We start from the raw sequence: 21,387 nt of genomic DNA, 5'->3' as shown, positions 1-21,387 counted from the left end.
TTTTCGCAACGGCTGACCGAAAGCGCATAGAGGCCTGGTCCCAGGCCAATGATGCGGCAAGAGCGCGCCGCCTACATTTCTGGCCTGTTTCACGATCTCGGCAAGTACAATTCCGATTTCCAGCGCCGTCTGGAAGGCGTCGACAGAACTGGCAGCAGGTCAGGTCGTCCTTCGAGCCTTCGACTCACGGGAACGCCATCGTTGATGTGGCGCCTAGAAATCGGCGGAAGTTCGCTATCGCGTCGCCCTTGCCAACCTGTGCCCCGCCTGAATGATGAAGCTCCGAAACTCCCGGCCGAATGGCCGGTCAAGCGATGCGGGGTTCCACGCCAAGGCGTACGGTTCCGAAAGTGCCAATGAGCGATCAAACGGTACGACCAGCTTTCCCTTGGCCAGTTCGTCCGCAATCATCGATGCTTGCCCGAGGACAAAACCGCCCTCGTGTATCGCCGCGTCGATCGCAGCGCTCGACAGCGAAAAGGACAGCTCACAGTCTTGTTGCGGTGGGGCAAGGCCGAACTGACTGGCCCATTCCGACCACGATGGCGGCGATTGGTAGGGGTTTTCCCACTCGATGCCGATAAGCGGCCCCTTCAACACATCGGCCGGGGTCCGTACCGGGTGCAGGGCCAGGAAGGAAGGAGAGCAGGCTGGAACCACCCAGTCATGAAACAGGTCGGTGAAGTGGGTATAACGATGGCGCGCTGTGCCGTAGGAAATCCGAAAGTCGACTTGCTCTTCCTCAAAGACGGGTTCGTCGTCCTCCCCGATCAGCCGGACACTCATGCCCGGTGAATGTCGTTGCCAGTCAAGCATGAGCGGACGAAGCCAGCGTATCGTGAGAGACGGAGGCGCGCTTACGACAATTCCCGATTTCAGGCGTGCTCTCTGCAGCACATCGTGCGCCGAGCGCAAGCGGTCGAATCCAGCGCTGACCTTCTCTAGATAGAGACGCCCCCAGGATGTGAGCACCAGACTTCGCCCCTTCCTTTCGAAAAGGGAAACGCCCACGTCCTCTTCGAGGCGATGGATGTGCTGGCTTATGGCTCCCGGCGACACGCCAAGGTCACGCGCGGCCGCCGCCACGCTGCCAAATCTCCCGATGGCTTCAAAGGCCTGCAAGGCACGCAACGCCGGAAGACGAGTAGACATGGCGGAACTCCGTGTTGCGGTAAAATACATCAGAAAAACTAAATAGAAAGCCATGTCATGGTCGCTTGACCTGGTGAATGATTACCATTCCTAATGCGACAGGAGCGCCAGTATGTAGCTTGGCGGTCTCAGATGTCGCACGACGACGGGCTCCGGCACAGCCTGTCTTCGAGCACGACCTGCTGGGAAGCTGCAGTCTCGACGGCAATGCGATGGCCACGTGTCCGGAAATGAATTTCCCGGAAAGATCAGGGCGAAAGAGGGCCACTCAAACTCAAGTAATCTTCAATGCGAGCATCGACCCGGGAATTGACCCGGTTTTCAGGAGGGGATGACGATGAGGCTATTTTTAACGACGCTTGCGGTTTCCACCGCACTGTGTTCCGCTGCCATGGCAGGCGCGACGCTGGACCAGATCAAGGCGCGCGGTTCGCTCGTCTGCGGTGTCAGCGAGGGCATTGCGGGTTTCTCGGCGCCTGACAGCAAAGGCGTCTGGTCAGGTATGGACGTCGATTTTTGCAAGGCGCTCGCGGCTGCCGTACTCGGTGACGCCAATAAGGTCACGTACAAGGCGCTCACCGCGCAGAACCGGTTCACGGCGCTGCAGTCTGGGGAAGTGGACGTGCTGTCGCGCGTAACCACCTACACGCTGTCGCGAGACACATCGCTTGGCCTGGATTTTGGCGCCATACTTTTCTACGACGGGCAAGGCTTCATGGTTCCGGCCACGATGGGCATCAGCTCGGCCAAGGATCTCGATGGCGCGACGATCTGCATGCAGACCGGCACGACGAACGAATTGAACGTTGCGGACTTCTTTCGCTCGATCGGCAAGAAGTTCAGCCCGCTGGCCATCGAGGACGTCAACGAACTGAACAACGCGTTCTTTACCAGCGGTCGTTGTGACGTCTACACCGGCGATACGTCCGGCATGGCCGCCTGGCGTTCATCGCTGGCCAAGAACCAGGCCGACTACATCATTCTGCCGGAGCTGATTTCCAAGGAGCCGCTGGCCGCAGCGGTTCGGCACGGTGATCAGCAGTTTGGCGATATTGTCCGCTGGGTCGGCAATGCGTTGATCGAGGCCGAGGAAAAAGGCGTCACGCAGGCCAACGCGGATCAGATGAAGGAGAGCCCGGATCCGACGATCCAGGCCCTGCTCGGCGTTTCCCCGGGCAATGGCCAGGCGCTTGGCCTGGACGAGACCTGGGCTCTGAACGCCATCAAGGCAGTCGGCAACTACGGTGAGATTTTCGAGCGCAATGTCGGCGCCGGCACGGCCGTTGGCTTGCAGCGCGGCATGAATGCGCTCTGGAACCAGGGCGGCCTGATTTACTCACCGCCTGCTCGCTAAACCTGAACAGGCAAGGTGGCCGGACATGTCATCAGAAGCGGCTATTCCGCGCGCAACCTTGCCCCCCGCATCAGGCTTGACCCTGCGATTGAGTGACCGGACTCTGCGGCGATGGATTTTCCAGATCGTCGTTGCAGTGTCTCTCGTCTCCTTCATAGGCTTCCTCGCCTACATCGCGGCTGGCAATCTCGCGAAACAGGGAATAGCGACCGGCTTTGGCTTCCTTGGGCGCGAAGCTCGCTTCGAGATCAGTGAAAGCGTGATCGCCTATTCCGCCGCCGACAGCTATGGCGCCGCACTGCTGATCGGCTTCTTCAACACGCTCAAGGTTGCGCTTGTCGCCATCGTCCTGGCAACGATCATAGGAACCGCCGTCGGGATAGCGCGACTATCCAGCAACCGACTGCTGGCGGCGGTTGCCGGCGGATATGTAGAGGCACTGCGCAACATACCGCTGCTTTTGCAGCTTTCGTTCTGGTACGGGTTGCTCACCATCACTCTGCCGCACCCCCGCGTCGCGCTCAATCCCCTGGACGGCGTGTTTCTGAGCAACCGCGGCATCATCCTGCCGGCGCTTGTGCCGCATGCAGCATTCGGCTGGGCAGCACTGGCTTTCGCGGCAGGCTTGATCGGCGCTTTCATCGTGAGGAGAAAAGCATCCTCCCGACAGCAAGCCAGTGGCCAAAGGCCGAAAACCGCCGTTCCGATCCTGCTACTGCTGACGTGCCCCGCGCTCGCGGTGTGGTTCTTCAGCGGCGCGCCCACCGCATTCGACATTCCGCGGTTGCAGGGGTTCAATTTCGTGGGCGGCATGCGCCTTTCGCCGGAATATGCGGCACTGTTGTTCGGTTTGACCGCCTACAGCGCGACATTTATCGCCGAAACCGTGCGTGGCGGCATTCTTGCGGTCAAAAAAGGGCAATCCGAGGCTGGTCGTTCGCTCGGGCTGCGGCCCGGCCTGCTCATGCGGCTCATCGTGCTGCCTCAGGCATTGCGCGTCATCATTCCGCCGATCACCAGCCAGTACCTCAACATGATCAAGAACAGTTCGCTCGGTGTCGCCATTGCTTATCCCGACCTGGTCGCGATCGGCAACATCACGATGAACCAGACCGGACAGGCGATCGAAGTCGTCTCGATCTTCATGATCGTCTATCTCTCGATAAGCTTGGCGATATCCGCCTTCATGAACTGGTACAACCGCCGCATGGCGTTGGTGATCCGATGAGCGCGGCTTCGGCACCACGCCCGGCCGCTGATCGCGGCCGTCGGGACAGCCTGCTGCATTCGATGTTCAGCACATGGCAGAATACGCTGATCACGGTGATCCTTCTGTTCGCTGCGTACAAGGCGGTCCCTCCGCTGGCGCAATGGCTGGTGTTCGACGCGGTCTGGAGTGCTCCGACAGCCGAATTGTGCAGAACCGCCGAGGGCGCCTGCTGGGCATTCGTGCGTGAGAAATCACGCTTCATCCTGTTCGGCTACTATGACTACAATGAACAGTGGCGGCCGTTCCTGGCTGTGGTGCTGATGGTGGGACTGTTGCTGGTAAGCACCAACCGGCGCTTCTGGCGATCATGGCTGGCCGCGATCTGGGCAGCCACCATCGCCGCCGTCCTGGCAATCATGGCCGGCGGCTTTGCCGGGCTGACGCCAGTGCTGACAGCCCGTTGGGGCGGCCTGCCGCTGACGCTGCTGCTTGCCGTCATTGGCTCCGCCTTCGCCCTTCCATTCGGCATGATACTGGCACTGGGACGAACCTCGGACATGCCGCTCATTCGCTGGATTTGCACCGGCTACATAGAACTCGTGCGCGGTGTGCCGCTGATAACGGTCCTGTTCATGGCGTCGGTGATGTTGCCACTGTTCATGCCGCGCGGCTTTGAAATCGACGCGGTGATACGGGCGCAGGTCGGGATCATCCTGTTCATTGCTGCATATTTTGCGGAAGTCATCCGCGGCGGCCTCCAGGCCATCCCCAAGGGGCAAGGCGAGGCAGCGGACGCGCTCGGGCTCGGTTACTGGGCGAGCATGCGCTTGATAATCCTGCCGCAAGCACTCCGTATCAGCGTCCCGCCGCTTACCAACACCTTTATCGGGCTGATCAAGGATTCGTCGCTCGTTGCCATCATCGGCTTGGTCGACCTGCTCGGCGCGTCCAGGCAGTCTCTATCCGATCCGGACTGGCTTGGCTTTTACCGCGAGGCCTATGTCTTCGCTGCCCTCATCTACTTCACCATGTGCTTTTCGGTGTCGCGCTATGCCCAACGCATAGAGACGGCACTGGCGGCACAGCTTCGCCATTGATGGCGGCACAGCTCCATATGAGAGGTTCCATGAAAGACCGTCAACGCGTCATCCTCGATTGCGACCCAGGCGTCGATGACGCCATTGCCATCCTGTTGGCTCTGGCGTCTCCCGAGATCGAACTGATTGGCATCACTTGCGTCGCCGGCAACAAGGACCTCTCGCTCACCGCACCAAATGCGCTGCGGGTATGTGCGATCGCCGACCGTTCCGACGTCCCTGTTCATGCCGGCTGTCCCCGCCCGATGATGGGTCCTTATCATCGCAAATGGCCATCCGTTCACGGCGCCGACGGCTTGTGCGATCTCGATTTACCGGGCGCGTCGGGAGCCCTGGCCGACGAGCATGGGGTGGATTTCATTATCCGTCAGGTGCGGTCGTCGCCCGGTGAGATCAGCCTTTGCGTGATTGGCCCGATGACGAATGTCGGGCTTGCCATTGTCAAGGCGCCGGACATCGTTCCGCATATCCGCTCGATCGTGTTCATGGGCGGCGCCGCCTTCTGTCCTGGCAACTCCAGCCCCCGCGCAGAGTTCAATTTCATCGTCGATCCGGAGGCTGCCGAGATAGTCATGTCCGCCGGCATTCCACTCGTCATGCTCGGGCTCGATGTAACCAACAAGGTGCAAATTCAGGAACAACACATCGCCGCTCTGGAGCGTGCGGGGAACATTGCTTCAACAACGACCGCAGCAATGCTGCGGGCCTACGGAAGCAATGACCCCTGCCTGCATGATCCCTGCGCGGTGCTCTACTACTTTGCGCCCGAGTTGTTTTCAGGCGTCGAAGCCCATGTCCAGGTGCTGAACCATCCGCTGGAGACACGAGGTTCGGTCGTCGCCGCCGTAAGCAAACGCCATCTCGATGGCCGGAAGGCAAATTGCCTTGTCGTGACCGACTGCAAGGCCGAAGAGCTTTTTCGACACCTCACGGATCGCCTGTCCTGGCTGTAAGCGCAGGCTGCGCCACAAATCTTTGTGCCGGTTGAAATGTGTTTTAGGGGATACGGATCGGCTTCGCCGCGATTGAGGAAACCGCTGCCCATCGCGACGGATGCTCGGCTTCATGCTCCAGCACCATCCGCGCGGCGCGGGAACGGACTTCGGGCGAAAATTTGCTGGTTGTCTTGCTTGTCATGGACCCTACCTTCTCACGAGTTAGGGTCTCCGACAAAGCTGGCGCGGTTCAATGCGCCAGCATGTGAACAAAGCTAGCTACCCGTTCGTGGCTGCCTAGCGCCTCACCCTCCCCCCACCTCGTCATGCGTGCTCGGCGATCACTGCGAGGAAGGCGGGGCCGTAGCGTTCTAACTTGGCTTCACCGACACCCGGCACGTTCGCCAACTCGGTGCGCGACGCAGGTCGCACTGCTGCCAGCTCGATCAGGGTCTTGTCGTGGAAAATCACATAGGGCGGCACGTTCTGCAGGCGCGCTATTTCCGTGCGTTTCCGCCGCAGTGCCTGGAACAGGTCGTTGTCCGCATCGGCGACGACAGGCTGCGCCGCACTGCGCACGACCTTGCCACGTTTGGCGCGCGTCGGCGCCGGCACACGCAGCATCAGCACAGGCTTGTCGCGCAGGAATTCGCGGCCGGCGGGCGCGATCGACAGGCCGCCATGGCCGGCGAGGTCGACGTCGACGAAGCGTAGCGCGATCAGCTGGCGAAGGATCGCCCGCCAGGTGCGGTTGTCGTGCTCGGTGCCGATGCCGAAGGTGGAGATGCGGTCATGGCCGAACTGGGCGATGCGCTCGTTTTCCACGCCCAGCAGCACGTCGACAACATAGGCTTGCCCGAAACGCTCGCCGGTGCGGTAGATGCATGACAACGCCTTTTGCGCTGCAATGGCGCCGTCGAACAATTTTGGCGGCTCCGAGCAGGTGTCGCAATTGCCGCACGGTTCGCAATCGTCGCCGAAATAGGACAGCAGAACTTGTCGGCGGCAGCCCGCCGTCTCTGCCAGTCCCAGCAGCGCATCGAGTTTCTGCCGCTCCATGCGCTTGCGCTGGTCGGGCGCCTCCGACTCCTCGATGAAACGGCTGCGCAGCGCGATATCTTCGTGCCCGTAGAGCATCAGCGTATCGGACGGCAGGCCGTCGCGCCCAGCGCGACCGGTCTCCTGATAATAGGCCTCGATGCTACCAGGCAGGTCGATATGGGCGACGAAGCGCACGTCCGGTTTGTCGATGCCCATGCCGAAGGCGACGGTGGCGACCATGATGACCGCCTCGCCATGCTGGAAGCGCATCTGGTTGGCTTCGCGCGCCGACTTGTCCATGCCCGCGTGATAGGCGAGCGCATCGTAGCCGAGGCCCCGGAGCCAGGCGGCGGTTTCCTCAGTCCGGCGTTTCGACAGGCAGTAGACGATACCGCTCTCGCCCTCGTAGCGCTTGAGGAACTCCTTGAGCTGCGCGCGCGGATTGTCCTTTTCCTCGATGGCGTAGCGAATGTTGGGCCGGTCGAAACCGGCGATAAAGGCGTCGGTCTCGTCGATTTCGAGATGCGACAGGATTTCCGCGCGCGTCGGCTCGTCTGCGGTTGCCGTCAGCGCCATCCGCGGGGTGCCGGCAAAGCGCGACACGACCGCGTCGAGCTGACGATAGGAAGGACGGAAATCGTGTCCCCATTGCGACAGGCAGTGCGCCTCGTCGATGGCGATCAGCGACAGCTTCACACCGTCCAGCAACTCCAGCACGTCCGGCCGCAGCAAGGTTTCGGGTGCGACATAGAGCAGGTCGAGCTCGCCGGCGCGGATGTCGCGCCACAGGGTGCGGCGATCGTCGGGCGCAAGGTCGGAGTTGAGCCCGGCCGCGCGCACCCCTGCCTGCCGCAGCGCCGTCACCTGATCGGCCATTAGCGCCAGCAGCGGCGAAACGACGAGCCCCATGCCGGGACGGACGATCGCAGGAATCTGGTAGCAAAGCGATTTGCCGCCGCCCGTCGGCATCAGCACGAAGGCGTTATTGCCAGCAATAACATGCTCGACGATCCGCGCTTGGGGTCCCCTGAACGCATCATAGCCGAAAACGGTCTTGAGGATTTCGAGGGCGGTGGCGGTCATCAGCGGCAGCACGGAGAATCATGGAAATGTCTTTCATAGCAGCTTCGCCGTGAGAGCGATCATGGATGCGCCTTTTTGTCCGTCTCGTTGCAACAGTTCCTCGGCGGGGCGCCCTGATTCAGGGGCGAGCGAATTTCATGGCAAGATGAAACGTCCTGCGCCTGCCTTGATCAACGAATTCGAACTTCAGACCCAATTGTTACTCAGCCTCGATCGACGCTCCTTCTGCAACTCGCCAAAAGAAGTGTCGGGGGCCGGAAGGGACCGGCAGCTTGCGGACTTTACGCCTTAGAAAGCCTACCTTTACGCTGGTGCGGGCATTTCAAGCACGTCCGGATGGAGCAGCGGAGCGTGCTTCAGCCAGATCCGTACTGCCTCGGGGCCGACTTTGGCGGTCAGGTCCATGCCTGCCGGCAAACGGCCCCAGCTCTGAGGGCCCAGCGTCTCACCGTTGATCGTTGCGGTGCCTGCGAGGACGAGGAACTCCAACCCCCGTTCGTTCCCAATGGAAGCGGTCGCGCCGGGCTGCCAGGTCTCGATCCGGACCTCTTCGTGGCCGTCGTCGAAGAGGATGACAGCCTGTGATGCGCCAAGACGCTGACCGTCACGCTCGCCGTCTCCTGGCCTTCGCACGATCTGCATGTCGTCGCCCTCGCGGAACTGCCACAGGCGAACGAAGATCGTGCAGCCATCCTTCGCGGCCGGGACATGCGAGGTTCCCGGCGGATTGCGGAAATAGGTTCCTGCCGGGTAGTCACCATGCTCATCCTGGAACGTCCCTTCCAGCACGAGGATTTCCTCGCCACCGCCATGGACGTGTCGCGGAAAGGCCGACTCCGGCGCGTAGCGAACGATGGACGTGGCGCGCGCCACCTCATCACCGACCCGAAACAGCATGCGACGCTCCACCCCCGCGGCAGGGCTTGGAACCCACTCTAGCTTCGCCGTGTCGACGAAAACCGGTTTGGTCAGATCGTCATTGATGCGCATGCTCAGGCCATTTCATCGTCAGTACCATGAGGAATTTCACGTCTCTCTACTTCATGCGGCCACAGGCCTCTGCGATCCGCTCCAGCGGCATGGTCTCGATGCGCGGACAAGCCCCTGGCTCAGACATTCAATCCTAGCGCTGAATCCGTGTCCGGCCCAGCGCCAAGGCGCCACAGTAGCTCGAGCGGCCAAACCATGACGACCTACATCGTGGAGATGGTCGCCCTGGCGAAGATGCCGACCAAGCAGCGGATCCTGTTTCAGTCGCTGGCGCCAGGCTTCTTACCAGAAGGTGTGCCATCAGGGTTCATGCCGTACAGGCGGTAGAGAGCCTGCTCATCGCGTGCCAGTTGGGCATCCATGCGCGCGTCAGCACTTTTCGCCAATGCGTTTCGTGCAGCAAGTCCAACTGGAGCTTTGATAAAGCTGGATATGCCGGTCGGATCGACAGATGCGGCCAGGCTTGTTGCGCCTTGGGCCGCGCCAAGGGCCGAGGCTTCCGCATCGAGTTGTTTTTCCAATGTTCTCGTTTCGTCAGAAAAATTCGAACCCTGGAAACTGGATTGGGAACTCTGACATGCATTCAGCTCAAATACTGCTAGTGATACGAGGACAACACGAGTGATGAGACCGTTCCAACACATGATCTAAACCCACCTCACTTCGAGTGTCGCCTAATAGCAGGCAACTCTGTATTGGCCCTGGCCACGTATCGCCATGCTGTTTGCTGGGCCCATCGCGCGAGCGGCCAGTGCGCCACCTGGCCCAGCGAAGCTGACGGCAGCCAGTGCGCCCCTCGTTGCCATTTCCTGCGCCTGCACGGCTCGCGAATGCGCCTGAAGCTTGTCGATGCACGATTGCGCAGAGGCATAACCCTTGGCGCGTTCCATATCTTCTGGCGTGGCATCGGGACGGCGGGCCGCCATTTCGGCAGCCGCCTGGCGACTGGCCATGTCGGTCCGCAGCGCAGTCATCCGTGCATCGCTGCTGCTGCAACCCATAGCAGGCAGACAGAGCACAGCAGCGAAAAGCCATCTGGTATTCATTGCAACTCATCCCATGACGCGGTTTGAAATATCTGATGATGTTCGTCGTCCTGCCCACGGCGCAGGTGCGAAGCAGATGTCCCACAAGATCCCTTGACGGCCCTTCTTTTGAGCCACAGCAAGGCTCGCAACGAAGACTGATCTCATCGAGCTATAGCGGGCCTGGCAGAGAGGCCGAAGGGGCGATTAGTTACAATTCTTCTGCTAATTTGGGAGGCGTTAAGCCGCGCGCCGATACAGCGCCAGCGAGATCGGGGTCCAAACAGCCAACCACACGCAAGTGTTTTTCATCACGCACGTGGATGGCGAAACGCACCGACGGGCAGTTGCCGTGCCTGGATTTTGAAGCATAGACACAGTTCCAGGCCGTAACGAGGAAATCGTCTTATGGGGAATAGGAAAGCACCACTGCCACCGAAAGAAGTATTTGATGAAGTGCTGTCAATCGAACTGCATTCGGAGGTAGCGCTCGACAAGGAGCACCGCGCCGTGCTCGCTTCGGATGTGTCATGGCTTGAATACCGCGCCGAGTTTCGCAAACAGATGATCAAGGGCGGCTTCCTCAAGCATCCATGGCGCAGCATCTTCGAGGCGGACATGATCTTCACCCTTATCGGCCACAAATGGCTGCAGGGCGAAATATTGACGGTGAAGGAGGTGGCGACCTATTTCGAGGCCTTCACCAGCAATGTCACCATTACCCGACACATCGACGACATGGTTGCATCCGGTACGCTCGTCCGCACGCCAGACGCCAAGGATCGTCGGCGGTTGCTCTTGATGCCGACCCAGCGCCTCTTCGAGATCGGCCGGATCTTTCTGGAGGCGCGCAAGGAAATCGGCCGCAGACATGGCTTCGTCTACGATCCCGACCGCGCCAAGGCGGAACAAGAGTTGTCGCGGCTGCCCAATTCGCCATGATTGGCCATGGAAGCTAAGTTTTATCACAGGTGGTTTGTACGTCTCAATTGAGCACCAGGCTGGCTGCTCCTGGAAGATCGAGAAAGTCATCATGGAAATTCGTCTGCTTGTCCGCTAGAATAGATTTCGAAATGTCTGTCTAGGACTCCGGACCGGGGGACGTCATGCAGCAGTTCAGACTGAAGCAGCTTTCCTTCACCGTCGTGTTCTTTCTGGGTGCAGCGCAACTTGCGCCGGCATTCGGGGCATCGCCCGCGCCGGTGGAGGGCCAGAACGGCATGGTGGTGACAGCCCAGCATCTGGCGTCGCAAGTCGGCATCGACGTGCTGAAGAGCGGCGGCAACGCCGTCGATGCCGCCGTTGCGGTGGGCTACGCACTGGCCGTCGTCTATCCGACCGCCGGCAATCTCGGCGGTGGCGGCTTCATGACCATCCGCCTCAAGGACGGAACGACCACCTTCCTGGACTTCCGCGAGCGCGCGCCGCTCGCCGCCACCAAGACCATGTATCTCGACAAGGCTGGCAATCCGATCCCCGGTGCCAGCACGGACGGCTATCTGGCGGTCGGCGTTCCGGGTTCCGTTGCCGGTTTCGAGACCGCGCGCGAGAAATACGGTTCGAAGAAGCGCGAGGAATTGCTGGCGCCCGCGATCAGGCTGGCCGAGGACGGCTTTGTGCTCGAACAGGGCGACATCGCCTCCTTTGCCGAAGGCAACGACATGCTGGCGAGGGACCCGGCGGCATCAAGGATTTTCCTGAAGGATGGCAAGCCCTTCGAGATGGGCGCCACGCTGGTGCAGGCCGATCTGGCGAAATCGCTCACGGCGATTTCCGACAAGGGCACGGACGCCTTCTACAACGGCGAGATCGCCGATCTGATCGTCAAGGCCAGCATGACCAATGGCGGCATCCTGGCGAAGGAGGATTTCGAGCAATACAAGGTGCGCGAGCTGAAACCGGTGGAATGCACCTATCGGGGCTACGACATCGTCTCCTCGCCGCCACCGTCCTCCGGCGGGCTGATCATCTGCGAAATTTTGAACGTGCTCGAGGGCTACCCGATTGCCTATCTCGGCTACGGATCGGCCGAGACCGCGCGGCTGATGGTCGAGGCCATGCGCCATGCCTATGTCGACCGCAACACCGCCCTTGGCGATCCGGATTTTGTCGACAATCCCGTCACCAAGCTGACCAGCAAAGCCTATGCTGCGGAAATCCGCTCCCGCATCGACCCGTACCGGGCTGGCGTCAGCAAGGAGCTGAAGGTCAAGGGCGGGTCTGAGTCCACGGAGACGACGCACTATTCGATCATCGACAAGGACGGCAACGCCGTCGCCGTCACCTACACGCTGAACGGCTCATTTGGCACGGGCAAGGTGGCCGAGGGCACCGGCATCCTGCTCAACAACGAGATGGACGACTTCACCGTCAAGCCTGGGGTGCCGAACCTCTACGGCCTGGTGCAGGGTGAGGCCAATGCGATTGCGCCGCGCAAGTCGCCGCTGTCTTCGATGAGCCCGACCATCGTGTCGAAGGACGGCAAGCCGTTCATGGTGATCGGCAGCCCCGGCGGCTCGCGCATCATTACCATCACGCTCGAAGCCATCATGAACGTGATCGACCATGGCATGGACCTGCAGGAGGCGATCGACGCGCCGCGCATCCACCATCAATGGCTGCCGGACAAGGTCTACATGGAGCCGCATGCGCTGTCGCCCGACACGCTGCGCCTGCTTGCCGGGATGGGCTACCATGTCGGCGTCGACCCTGATTGGACGGTCTGGGGTGAGGCGGCCGGCATCCTCGTCGGCGGCAAGGACCTCAAGGAGATCGAATCCGGCACCGGCGCGCATTACTACGGTGCAATCGACAGCCGTGCGGTCGCGGGCGCCGCGATAGGCTACTGACCGGCCCAGCCGGCTGCGCCGGACCGCGCAAGAGCCGGGATGCATCCAAAAGGCTGCGCGCCCGGCGGCCGATGGCGCGCTCTGTGGCGGCGCCGGTCAACGTCTTGTATCGCCCTATGGCGCCTCGATTGACCGGCGGGCGCGGATTGCCGAGGCATTGGCTGAGGCCGGCCTTTCAGGCATCGAGAACCGAGATCTTGCGACGCTGTCGGGCGGTCAGCGCGCCCGTGTTTCCCTCGTCAGGACGCTTCTGCGGCACCGCAGGCGCTGCTCCCCGATGAACCCTTTTCGAAACTCGTTTCCGACCCGCAGCATGAGTTTTGCCGCTTCGTGTTCGACCGGGCGCTGCCAGGCGGCTTCCGGTTCTGTTGTTTACTGATGAAATCGGTGACGCCAGATAAGCCGGCGGTTAAGTTTTTAGCTTGGGAAACGCCAAGCTCTAAGGCCTGAGGAGAAGGGACACGTGCTTTTGCTACGGTGCAGAAGGCCGAAAAGTGGCGCGGTCGCCCGGGAGGAGATCGCCGTGGCCCGGCGCCCAACTTCAAGCTGATCAGCGCAGATCACCTCACCTCTCACGCTCTCGTGAGGAGAACGCACACATTGCTGGACAGATTGGCCGGCTGCCTTAGCTTAATACGATCCCCGCTAGCGTAGCCGCATGCACCGGCAGCCGGGCCATCTCCTGACAAGATGTTTTTGGGAGCCATTGTAATCCTGCTGACCGCCGAAGCGTTCACCCGACCCGGAGGTGCTGATGCCTGCCGCCACATCTCGCGTATTGAAGCGATCCGATCCGCCGAGCACATCGGCGCCTATCCTGCAGCTATCAGCCTCCGCGTCACGCGCCGACTGGATAGCGGCCTATGAGGCCGTTCGGGCCGAGACCGAGCGGCGCGCCGCGCCGCTTTCCGCCGAGGACCAAATCGTCCAGTCCATGCCCGATGCAAGCCCGATCAAATGGCATCGCGCCCATGTCACCTGGTTCTTCGAGCAGTTTCTGCTCGTGCCATACGCGGCAAATTACTGCGTTTTCGATGAGCGCTTCCCCTTCCTGTTCAATTCCTATTACGTCAGCGCCGGGCCGCGTCACGAGCGGCCGAGACGGGGACTGATCACCCGCCCGGATGTCGAGACGGTCACCGCTTACCGACAGCATGTCGACGCGGCTGTCCGCGCCCTCATCACCGCGGCCGATAGTGAGCTGTTTGCAATGGTATGTCCGATTCTGGAGATCGGGCTTCATCATGAGCAGCAGCATCAGGAACTGATGCTGACCGACATCCTGCACGCGTTTGCGCAAAATCCGGTGCTCCCAGCATATGAATCCGGCTGGTGCTGGCCGGTGACTGCCGGCAAGGCCCGCGCGTTCGCCGAACTCGGGGAAGGCGTCCACGCAATCGGATATGATGCCGACGGCTTTTCCTATGACAATGAAGGTCCTGCGCATCGGGTGCTGGTCGGTCCGATAGGGATCGCCCGTGGGCTTGTCACAAATGGGGAGTGGATGCATTTTATGGCCGATGGCGGCTATGAGACGCCGACGCTCTGGCTCTCGGACGGCTGGACGACGGTCCAGGCGGAAGGGTGGAAAGCGCCCGGCTACTGGCGCCAGGTCGACGGCGCCTGGTTCAGATTGACGTTCGCCGGTCTCGAGCCCGTCGATCCCGACCTGCCGGTCTGCCACATCAGCTACTATGAAGCGGACGCCTTTGCCCGCTGGGCCGGCAAGCATCTCCCGAGCGAAGCGGAATGGGAAGTGGCGGCGCGGAGCGGCATGCTCGACGATGCCTTCGGCCACGTGTGGCAATGGACGCGCAGCGCCTACCTGCCCTATCCCGGCTATCGTGCGGCGCCCGGTGCACTCGGTGAATATAACGGCAAGTTCATGGTCAATCAGATGGTACTGCGCGGCAGCTCGCTTGCCACGCCGGAAGGTCACGCCCGATATAGCTACCGCAACTTCTTCTCCCCCCAGGCGCGCTGGCAATTCACCGGACTGCGCCTCGTCGATCACCCTGATAATGCCGCAATGATAGCGAGCCCCGCACGAAAGGCCCGCCCTGCCGAAATGGAGGACGGGGCGGCCTTCGATTTCGCGGCCGATGTCGTGGCGGGCCTTCAGGCAAGGCCGAAGCGCATCCCCTCGAAATATTTCTATGACATAGCCGGCTCGCGTCTTTTCGAGGAGATCACGCAGCTCCCGGAGTATTACCCCACCCGAGTGGAGCGCGGCATCCTCGCCGAGAATGCCGAGGCAATTGCCAAGTTGTTGCCGGCAGGCAAGGCGCTCGTTGAATTCGGCAATGGTTCGAGTGCCAAGACGCGCATTGTTCTGCGTGCGGCAAGAGAGCTCTCGGCCTATGTGCCCGTCGATATCGCCGCCGAGTTTCTGAAGGAACAGGCCGAAGCCCTGCGGCTCGAATTTCCGTCCCTGAATGTGCTGCCCGTTGCCGCCGACTTCACGAGAGCCTTCGACCTGCCGACGAGCGTTCGGACGATGCCGCGGGTCGGCTTCTTTCCAGGCTCGACGATCGGCAATTTCGAACCGCCTGATGCCGCTGGTTTCCTTCATCATGCCGGCCAGAGCCTCGGCAAGGATGCGGTGATGGTCGTAGGCGTTGACCTCGTAAAGAACGAGGCCGTCCTCCATGCTGCCTATAACGATGCTGCCGGCGTGACCGCCCGTTTCAACCTCAACCTGCTTGCCCGTATCAACCGGGAGCTCGACGGCCATTTCGATCTCGGTTCATTCGAGCATCGGGCGTTTTTCGACCGCGGCCACTCGCGCATCGAGATGCATCTGGTAAGCCGCGCAGCTCAGCGCGTGAAGATCGACGGCCATTCGTTTGATTTCGCGGAAGGCGAGACGATCCACACGGAGAACAGCTACAAATATACCGTGGAGGCCTTCCGGGCGCTCGCCCGTGAGGCCGGTTGGCGGCCCATCAAAGTCTGGACAGACAGCGATGGCTGGTTCTCGATCCATGTTCTCGCGAACGATACCGATGCCGCCAACCAAACAGGGCCCCGGCGCCTATGGTCCGCGGGCTCATTTTCGGAGGCCTCGCCCAGTTCGGCAGCAGTGGTCCCCTGATGAGCGATCGTTGGCTATCAATGCGGTTGGCAGCAGGCACAAGTCGAACTGGTTTCTATCCGCCGATCAGCTTGAGCGTATGGCGTGCAATCATGAGTTCTTCGTCAGTCGACACGACATATAGCCTCGTTTTGCTATCCGGCGTGGATATCAACAATTCGCCCCTGGCGTTCCTTTTAGCGTCCAATCTGGTGCCGAGCCATTCTAGTCTCGCCGCGATCCGCGCCCGCATTGCGGGTGAATTCTCGCCAATACCAGCGGTGAAGACGAATGCATCAAGGCCGCCGAGAGCCGCGGCGAGCGCGCCGGCATGAAGACCGATGCGATGGACGAAATGGTCGAGGGCAAATGCCGCGCGAGGGTCTGAGGCTGCCAGGAGGTCGCGTACATCATTGCTGACGCCGGAAAGGCCTTTCAGGCCGGACTGTTTGTAAAGCAGGTCCTGTACCTCGTGCGGCGTCATACCCCGCTGCTCTAGCAAGTACAGGATCACGCCCGGATCGATCTGCCCGCATCGCGTGCCCATCGGCAAGCCGTCGAGCGCGGTGAAGCCGAGTGTGCTTTCGATGCTGCGACCTTGCGAAATGGCACACAAGGACGCGCCGCTGCCGAGATGCGCGACGATAACCCGTCCGTTCGCAATCTCCGGGGCTATTTCGCAGAGACGCCCCGAGACATACTGGTAAGACAAGCCGTGAAAGCCGTAGCGCCGCACGCCCTCGGCGAAGAAGTGCTCGGGAATTGCATAGTGGTTTGTTACCAGGCTGTGCCCACGATGGAACGACGTATCGAAGCACGCAACCTGGGGCAGGTCCGGCCGTCGATCCAGCACCGCCTGGATCGGTGCAAGATTGTTCGGTTGATGCAGTGGAGCGAGCGGCACGTAGCGTTCCAGGTCGCTAAGGACTTCTGCATTGATCCGCACCGGCTGGTCATAGTCGGGGCCGCCATGAACGACGCGGTGGCCAACTGCAACAAGCCGGCCCTCATGCCTCTCTCGTAGCCAAGCACCGACAATTCGCATGGCCGAGGGCAGATCGGGCACATCCGCCGGCAGATAACCTTGGTCTGCCAGCACTTTACCATCGCTACCCTTGATGCGTAGCCGCGGCGTCGTGTCGATGCCGTCCATCTGCCCCCGGAGCAGCTTTCTCAAACCTCCTTCGATGGCGAACACCTCGAATTTCAGGCTGGACGATCCGGCGTTGACGACGAGGATCGTATCCATGGGGGTCACACGCCAGAAACGGCCGCAGCATGGCGTCGCGTCTCCGCAGGCAGGATCGCGGTCGTGCCGGAGGCATGAGCACCCAGAGCTATGCCGGCGGCATCGGTACGGGCCAAGAAGGTGAGGTTTACCGCCAACATGTTACCCGCCTCGAAATTGGGCACGTCCAAGATCTGCGCATGGCCGCCGACCAGAGACAAAAAACCTTCGCAATCTGGAAAGCTTGCCGACATCCTATAGCCAGCCCCCAGTGAATCCTGCCCTGCGCAATCCTGTCACGATCGGCTGGCATCGGCGCATGATACTCCAGAGCAGGCCTGTCCTGTAGTTTTCGATCATCAGCACGACCGGGCCCTGGTCAACGCCAAAATGATAGGGACTTACCCACCATCCCGTATCACTGCCCTCCACCGTGCAGGTCTGATTGAAAGACGGCTTGAACCCATAGAGTCGGGTCATGCCTAGGTGCATTTGCGCAAAGTTGCTGACGGTCGGAATGACTATCTCCGGAGCGAAAGGCAAGGAAGCAATCACCACCCAAGGCGAAACGGTCCCGTCGTCCGGCCCGAAGGGCGCGCCTCGGGCGAGGTAGTCGAAGAACTCCCTTTCCAAGCCATTGACGTTTCTTTTACCCCAGCCGGGGCCGTCACTTGCAGTGAACCCCCAGCAGTGCTCGCCATAGCCGACAAAGTTCATTGGATTGCGGACGGCATACTCCTGCTGGACGTAGGTCGCATGGCGGCTGTTCTGGAAATAGTCGCTGCCATGGTCGCGCATGAATTCATCGCGGATGCTGCGGAAGTCGATCCACATATGCGACAGCTGGTGGGTGAACAGCGGCCCGGAGTAGAGCAGCTCGCGGCCGTAGATGTTTCGCCATTCGTAGCTTTCGGTATAGGCGGCATAGGATTCAGGCGGCAGGGGATGGCTCGGCGAGCCGAGGCCCAGGATATAGAGCAGCAACCCCTCGTCGTAACCGCGCCAGCGATAGGGAATGAAGCCGCTTTCCGGCCGCCAGCCATGGGTCAATGTCGGGCCGTGGTCGCGGGCCCAGTTCCAGTCGGCTCTTTCGTAAAGCGTCGCGGCCAGCTGCCGGACCTCGACCTCCTCGGCGCTGTCGCCGTCGAAATAGGTTCCCACCGTCAGCGCGCCCGCAAACAGCAGCGCCGAGTCGATGGTCGACAGTTCGCAGTTCCAGACCCTACGGCCGGTCTCGATGTCGAGGAAGTGATAGAAGAAGCCCTTGTAGCCGGATGCGTCTGGCTCCGGCCCCTGCGGACACGCCAGCAAGTATTTCAGTCGCTTGCGGGCCAGCTTCGCGGCGAACTTCCTGATGATGAGCCCGCGCGCCACGACCACCGGAATGGTCGCCAGGGCCATTCCAATCGCCGCGATGCTCGCTGGCGCTGCCTCCTCGGTCTTGTCGCGGATAAGGCCGTTATCCGGATTGCTGCACTGGAGATAGTAGAGGATTGTCGTGAATTGCAGCCGTCCGAAATCCTCTTCGGTGAGAGGGCGGTCAGGATCGGGGACGGTGGAGAGAAATTGCGGCATGTCGCTGCCCAATTTTCGTCCGGATCAAAGAGCGGGCGCCTTGCATCTTGCCAAGGCGCAGCGCCCGCCCCGTCGTGATCACATATTGTCTCCCTCGGTCGACGTCTTCTTCCGGGGGGCTTCTGCAGTGCCCTTCAGACCCCACTTCCATCCGCCGATTTCGGGCATGTCATCGCCATATTTTTCGATGTACTGCCGATGCTCCATCAGCTTCGAATGAATTGCCTGCTTGAAGTAGGCGGCGCGGGGGCCCAGCTGTGGCAGCCGGTCAATGACGTCCTCGACCAGGTGAAAGCGGTCAAGCTGGTTTAGGACCACCATGTCGAAGGGCGTGGTTGTCGTGCCCTCTTCCTTGTAGCCGCGAACGTGGAGGTTGCCGTGGTTCGTCCGGCGGTATGTGAGCCGATGGATCAGCCAGGGGTAGCCGTGGAAGGCAAAGATGATGGGCTTGTCCTTCGTGAAGAGAACGTCGAAATCGCGGTCTGACAGTCCGTGTGGATGCTCTTCCGCAGGCTGGAGCTTCATCAGGTTCACGACATTGATGACCCGCACCTTCAACTCGGGCAGATGCTCGCGGATCAACTGAACAGCAGCAAGCGTTTCAAGAGTTGGTACGTCGCCGCAACACGCCATGACGACATCGGGTTCGCTACCCCTGTCGTTGCTCGCCCATTCCCAGATGCCGAGACCTGCGCTGCAGTGCTTGACGGCCTCGTCCATGGTGAGCCATTGCGGCGCGGGCTGCTTCCCGGCGACGACCACGTTGACGTAATTGCGGCTGCGCAAGCAGTGGTCCGTGACCGACAGGAGCGTGTTGGCATCCGGCGGCAAGTAGACGCGCACGACCTCCGCCTTCTTGTTGACGACGTGGTCGATGAAGCCTGGGTCCTGATGGCTGAAACCATTGTGGTCCTGCCGCCATACATGGGAACTGAGGAAATAGTTCAGCGAGGCAATGGGTCTCCGCCACGGAATTTCATTGCATATTTTCAACCACTTGGCGTGCTGGTTGAACATCGAGTCGATGATGTGGATGAAGGCTTCGTAGCAGGAAAAGAAGCCGTGGCGGCCAGTCAGGAGATAGCCTTCCAACCATCCCTGGCATTGGTGCTCGCTGAGAACTTCCATGATCCGGCCGTCTGGCGAAAGATGGTCATCGTCGGGATAGATTTCCGCCATGTAGCAGCGATCTGTCACCTCCAACACATCTTGCCAGCGATTGGAGTTGTTCTCGTCCGGACTGAACAGGCGGAAATTCTTGCTCTCCAGGTTCAGCTTCATCACGTCCCGCAGGAACATGCCCATCACGCGCGCGGACTCGGCCGTCGTGGCCCCTGGGCTTGGGACTGAGACCGCATAGTCGCGGAAATCCGGCATCTTCAAGTCGCGCAATAGCAGGCCGCCGTTTGCGTGAGGATTGTCGCTCATTCGGCGACGACCTGTCGGCGCCAGTGATGCCAGTTCGGGCTTGAGCCGGCCCCGCTCGTCGAAAAGTTCCTCGGGCCGGTAGCTTTTCATCCATTGCTCGAGAATGCGGATGTGTTCCGGCTTGTCCATCTCGCCCATGGGCACCTGATGCGATCGCCAGTAGTCCTCGCATTTCTTGCCATCGATCTCCTTTGGGCAGGTCCAGCCCTTTGGCGTTCGAAAGACGATCGTTGGCCATGCGGGACGTTTCACGTCGCCGTGCTTGCGTGCGTCGGCCCAGATTTTCTGGATTTCGCCAATGACCATGTCGAGCGTGCCAGCGAGTTTCTGATGCACAAGCTCGGGATCATGCCCTTCGACGAAATAGGGTTTGTAGCCCATGCCTTCGAAGAACTTCTGCAGTTCGTCCTCGGGAATTCGGGCCAGGAAGCATGGATTGGCGATCTTGTACCCGTTGAGGTGCAAAATCGGTAGTACGCAGCCGTCGCGGGCCGGGTTCAGGAATTTGTTTGCCTGCCAACCGGTCGCGAGCGGCCCGGTTTCAGCCTCCCCGTCGCCGACGATACAGGCGACTATCAGATCCGGATTGTCGAAGGCTGCGCCATAAGCGTGGCTTAAGGCATATCCGAGTTCGCCGCCTTCATGGATGCTGCCCGGTGTTTCAGGCGCGACGTGGCTCGGGATGCCGCCAGGAAAGCTGAATTGCTTGAACAGCTTTTTCATGCCCTCCGTGTCCTGGCTGATATTCGGGTAGAACTCGCTGTAGGTGCCCTCCAGGTAAGCATGAGCGACCAGCGACGGCCCACCGTGGCCCGGTCCGATCACGTAGACCATATTGAGATCGTTCCGCTTGATTACCCGATTTAGGTGCACGTAGAGCATGTTCAGGCCGGGCGATGTTCCCCAGTGCCCGAGCAGGCGAGGCTTTATATGTTCGTGTTTCAGACGGTCGGTCAGCAGCGGGTTGTCGAGGAGGTATATCTGCCCCACCGAGAGATAGTTGGAAGCTCGCCAGTAGGCATCGATCAAGCGAAGTTCGTCTGCTGATAGGGAGGGGATTGCCGGGGCCTCGTCAGCCGGGCGTTTTTGGACCTTTGCCTTCTCAAGTGAAGCCATAGCGGCCTCCTGTTAAGTCGGACTGTTACACGAACGCTCCAAAGTTGCAGATTGGCTCAATGATTGCCCTCGCCGGTGAAGTAGCGCGGCCGCCTGGCAATTCAACCGATGGAACTTGCAATCGGACCTCGTCCTCCCCGCCCCTCACCTTGATTGCCGTTGATGTGGACGCCAAGCTGGCACGTTTTCTCACAAAGCGCTGGAAGCCGCTTAGGTTGATAACGCCCCTCC

The 21,387-nt window shown here is 60.8% G+C and carries 16 protein-coding genes and 2 pseudogenes; 8 read left to right on the top strand and 10 right to left on the bottom strand.

Going from position 1 to position 21,387, the window contains the following annotated elements; translation table 11 throughout:
- Positions 1 to 234: 234 nt before the first annotated feature.
- Positions 235 to 1,152 carry a LysR family transcriptional regulator gene (locus ABSY17_RS00705; protein ID WP_378941098.1) on the bottom strand — a complete coding sequence of 306 codons (918 nt, stop codon included), beginning with the start codon at positions 1,150 to 1,152 and terminating at the stop codon, positions 235 to 237.
- Between the two features lie 391 nt (positions 1,153 to 1,543).
- On the opposite strand from ABSY17_RS00705, the gene ABSY17_RS00700 reads away from it, so the two are divergent.
- From ABSY17_RS00700 to ABSY17_RS00685, 4 genes are all read left to right on the top strand, one after another.
- Positions 1,544 to 2,506, top strand: a complete 963-nt coding sequence (locus ABSY17_RS00700; RefSeq protein ID WP_378941096.1) for an amino acid ABC transporter substrate-binding protein — start codon at positions 1,544 to 1,546, stop codon at positions 2,504 to 2,506.
- An 88-nt stretch (positions 2,507 to 2,594) separates the two neighbouring features.
- Positions 2,595 to 3,734: an amino acid ABC transporter permease gene (locus ABSY17_RS00695; protein WP_378941094.1), complete on the top strand. Its 1,140-nt coding sequence runs from the start codon at positions 2,595 to 2,597 to the stop codon at positions 3,732 to 3,734.
- Entirely contained in the window at positions 3,731 to 4,813 is a 1,083-nt protein-coding gene (locus ABSY17_RS00690; RefSeq protein WP_378941092.1) for an amino acid ABC transporter permease, read from the top strand. The genes ABSY17_RS00695 and ABSY17_RS00690 overlap by 4 nt, the downstream gene beginning before the upstream one ends.
- A gap of 29 nt (positions 4,814 to 4,842) precedes the next feature.
- A complete protein-coding gene (locus tag ABSY17_RS00685) occupies positions 4,843 to 5,766 on the top strand; it encodes a nucleoside hydrolase (protein ID WP_378941090.1) in 924 nt (307 codons plus the stop codon).
- Positions 5,767 to 5,827: 61 nt separating this feature from the next.
- Here ABSY17_RS00685 and ABSY17_RS00680 read toward each other — a convergent pair.
- The 5 genes and pseudogenes from ABSY17_RS00680 to ABSY17_RS00660 form a co-directional block, all read right to left on the bottom strand.
- Positions 5,828 to 5,950 (bottom strand): annotated as a pseudogene (locus ABSY17_RS00680) (IS3 family transposase); the annotation flags it as partial.
- A gap of 122 nt (positions 5,951 to 6,072) precedes the next feature.
- The gene (recQ, locus tag ABSY17_RS00675) at positions 6,073 to 7,872 is read right to left on the bottom strand and encodes a DNA helicase RecQ (protein WP_378941088.1); all 1,800 of its coding nucleotides are present in this window, start codon (positions 7,870 to 7,872) and stop codon (positions 6,073 to 6,075) included.
- Positions 7,873 to 8,175: 303 nt separating this feature from the next.
- Positions 8,176 to 8,862: a cupin domain-containing protein gene (locus tag ABSY17_RS00670; RefSeq protein ID WP_378941086.1), complete on the bottom strand. Its 687-nt coding sequence runs from the start codon at positions 8,860 to 8,862 to the stop codon at positions 8,176 to 8,178.
- A 260-nt stretch (positions 8,863 to 9,122) separates the two neighbouring features.
- Positions 9,123 to 9,383, bottom strand: coding sequence for a hypothetical protein (locus ABSY17_RS00665; RefSeq protein WP_378941084.1), 261 nt, complete (start codon positions 9,381 to 9,383; stop codon positions 9,123 to 9,125).
- 153 nt (positions 9,384 to 9,536) lie between these two features.
- Positions 9,537 to 9,836: a hypothetical protein gene (locus tag ABSY17_RS00660; protein ID WP_378941082.1), complete on the bottom strand. Its 300-nt coding sequence runs from the start codon at positions 9,834 to 9,836 to the stop codon at positions 9,537 to 9,539.
- A 507-nt stretch (positions 9,837 to 10,343) separates the two neighbouring features.
- On the opposite strand from ABSY17_RS00660, the gene ABSY17_RS00655 reads away from it, so the two are divergent.
- The 4 genes from ABSY17_RS00655 (at position 10,344) to egtB (ending at position 15,830) form a co-directional block, all read left to right on the top strand.
- On the top strand, positions 10,344 to 10,829 hold the full coding sequence (locus ABSY17_RS00655) for a MarR family transcriptional regulator (protein ID WP_378941080.1): 486 nt from the start codon (positions 10,344 to 10,346) through the stop codon (positions 10,827 to 10,829).
- Between the two features lie 164 nt (positions 10,830 to 10,993).
- On the top strand, positions 10,994 to 12,736 hold the full coding sequence (ggt, locus tag ABSY17_RS00650; RefSeq protein ID WP_378941078.1) for a gamma-glutamyltransferase: 1,743 nt from the start codon (positions 10,994 to 10,996) through the stop codon (positions 12,734 to 12,736).
- 157 nt (positions 12,737 to 12,893) lie between these two features.
- Positions 12,894 to 13,115 carry a hypothetical protein gene (locus ABSY17_RS00645; protein ID WP_378941076.1) on the top strand — a complete coding sequence of 74 codons (222 nt, stop codon included), beginning with the start codon at positions 12,894 to 12,896 and terminating at the stop codon, positions 13,113 to 13,115.
- Between the two features lie 375 nt (positions 13,116 to 13,490).
- Positions 13,491 to 15,830, top strand: coding sequence for an ergothioneine biosynthesis protein EgtB (egtB, locus tag ABSY17_RS00640; RefSeq protein WP_378941074.1), 2,340 nt, complete (start codon positions 13,491 to 13,493; stop codon positions 15,828 to 15,830).
- 55 nt (positions 15,831 to 15,885) lie between these two features.
- On the opposite strand, the gene ABSY17_RS00635 is transcribed toward egtB, so the two are convergent.
- The 4 genes and pseudogenes from ABSY17_RS00635 to ABSY17_RS00620 form a co-directional block, all read right to left on the bottom strand.
- Positions 15,886 to 17,058, bottom strand: coding sequence for an acetate/propionate family kinase (locus ABSY17_RS00635; protein WP_378941072.1), 1,173 nt, complete (start codon positions 17,056 to 17,058; stop codon positions 15,886 to 15,888).
- A gap of 5 nt (positions 17,059 to 17,063) precedes the next feature.
- Positions 17,064 to 17,267, bottom strand: a pseudogene (locus ABSY17_RS00630) (phosphate acetyltransferase); the annotation flags it as partial.
- Positions 17,268 to 17,292: 25 nt separating this feature from the next.
- On the bottom strand, positions 17,293 to 18,612 hold the full coding sequence (locus tag ABSY17_RS00625) for a glucoamylase family protein (protein ID WP_378941070.1): 1,320 nt from the start codon (positions 18,610 to 18,612) through the stop codon (positions 17,293 to 17,295).
- 78 nt (positions 18,613 to 18,690) lie between these two features.
- Positions 18,691 to 21,156: a phosphoketolase gene (locus ABSY17_RS00620; protein ID WP_378941068.1), complete on the bottom strand. Its 2,466-nt coding sequence runs from the start codon at positions 21,154 to 21,156 to the stop codon at positions 18,691 to 18,693.
- Positions 21,157 to 21,387 lie beyond the last annotated feature (231 nt).

It is taken from the genome of Mesorhizobium sp. ANAO-SY3R2 (assembly GCF_042466635.1).
In the GTDB taxonomy this organism is placed as follows: domain Bacteria; phylum Pseudomonadota; class Alphaproteobacteria; order Rhizobiales; family Rhizobiaceae; genus Aminobacter.
This window is presented reverse-complemented; position numbering and strand designations above follow the sequence as displayed.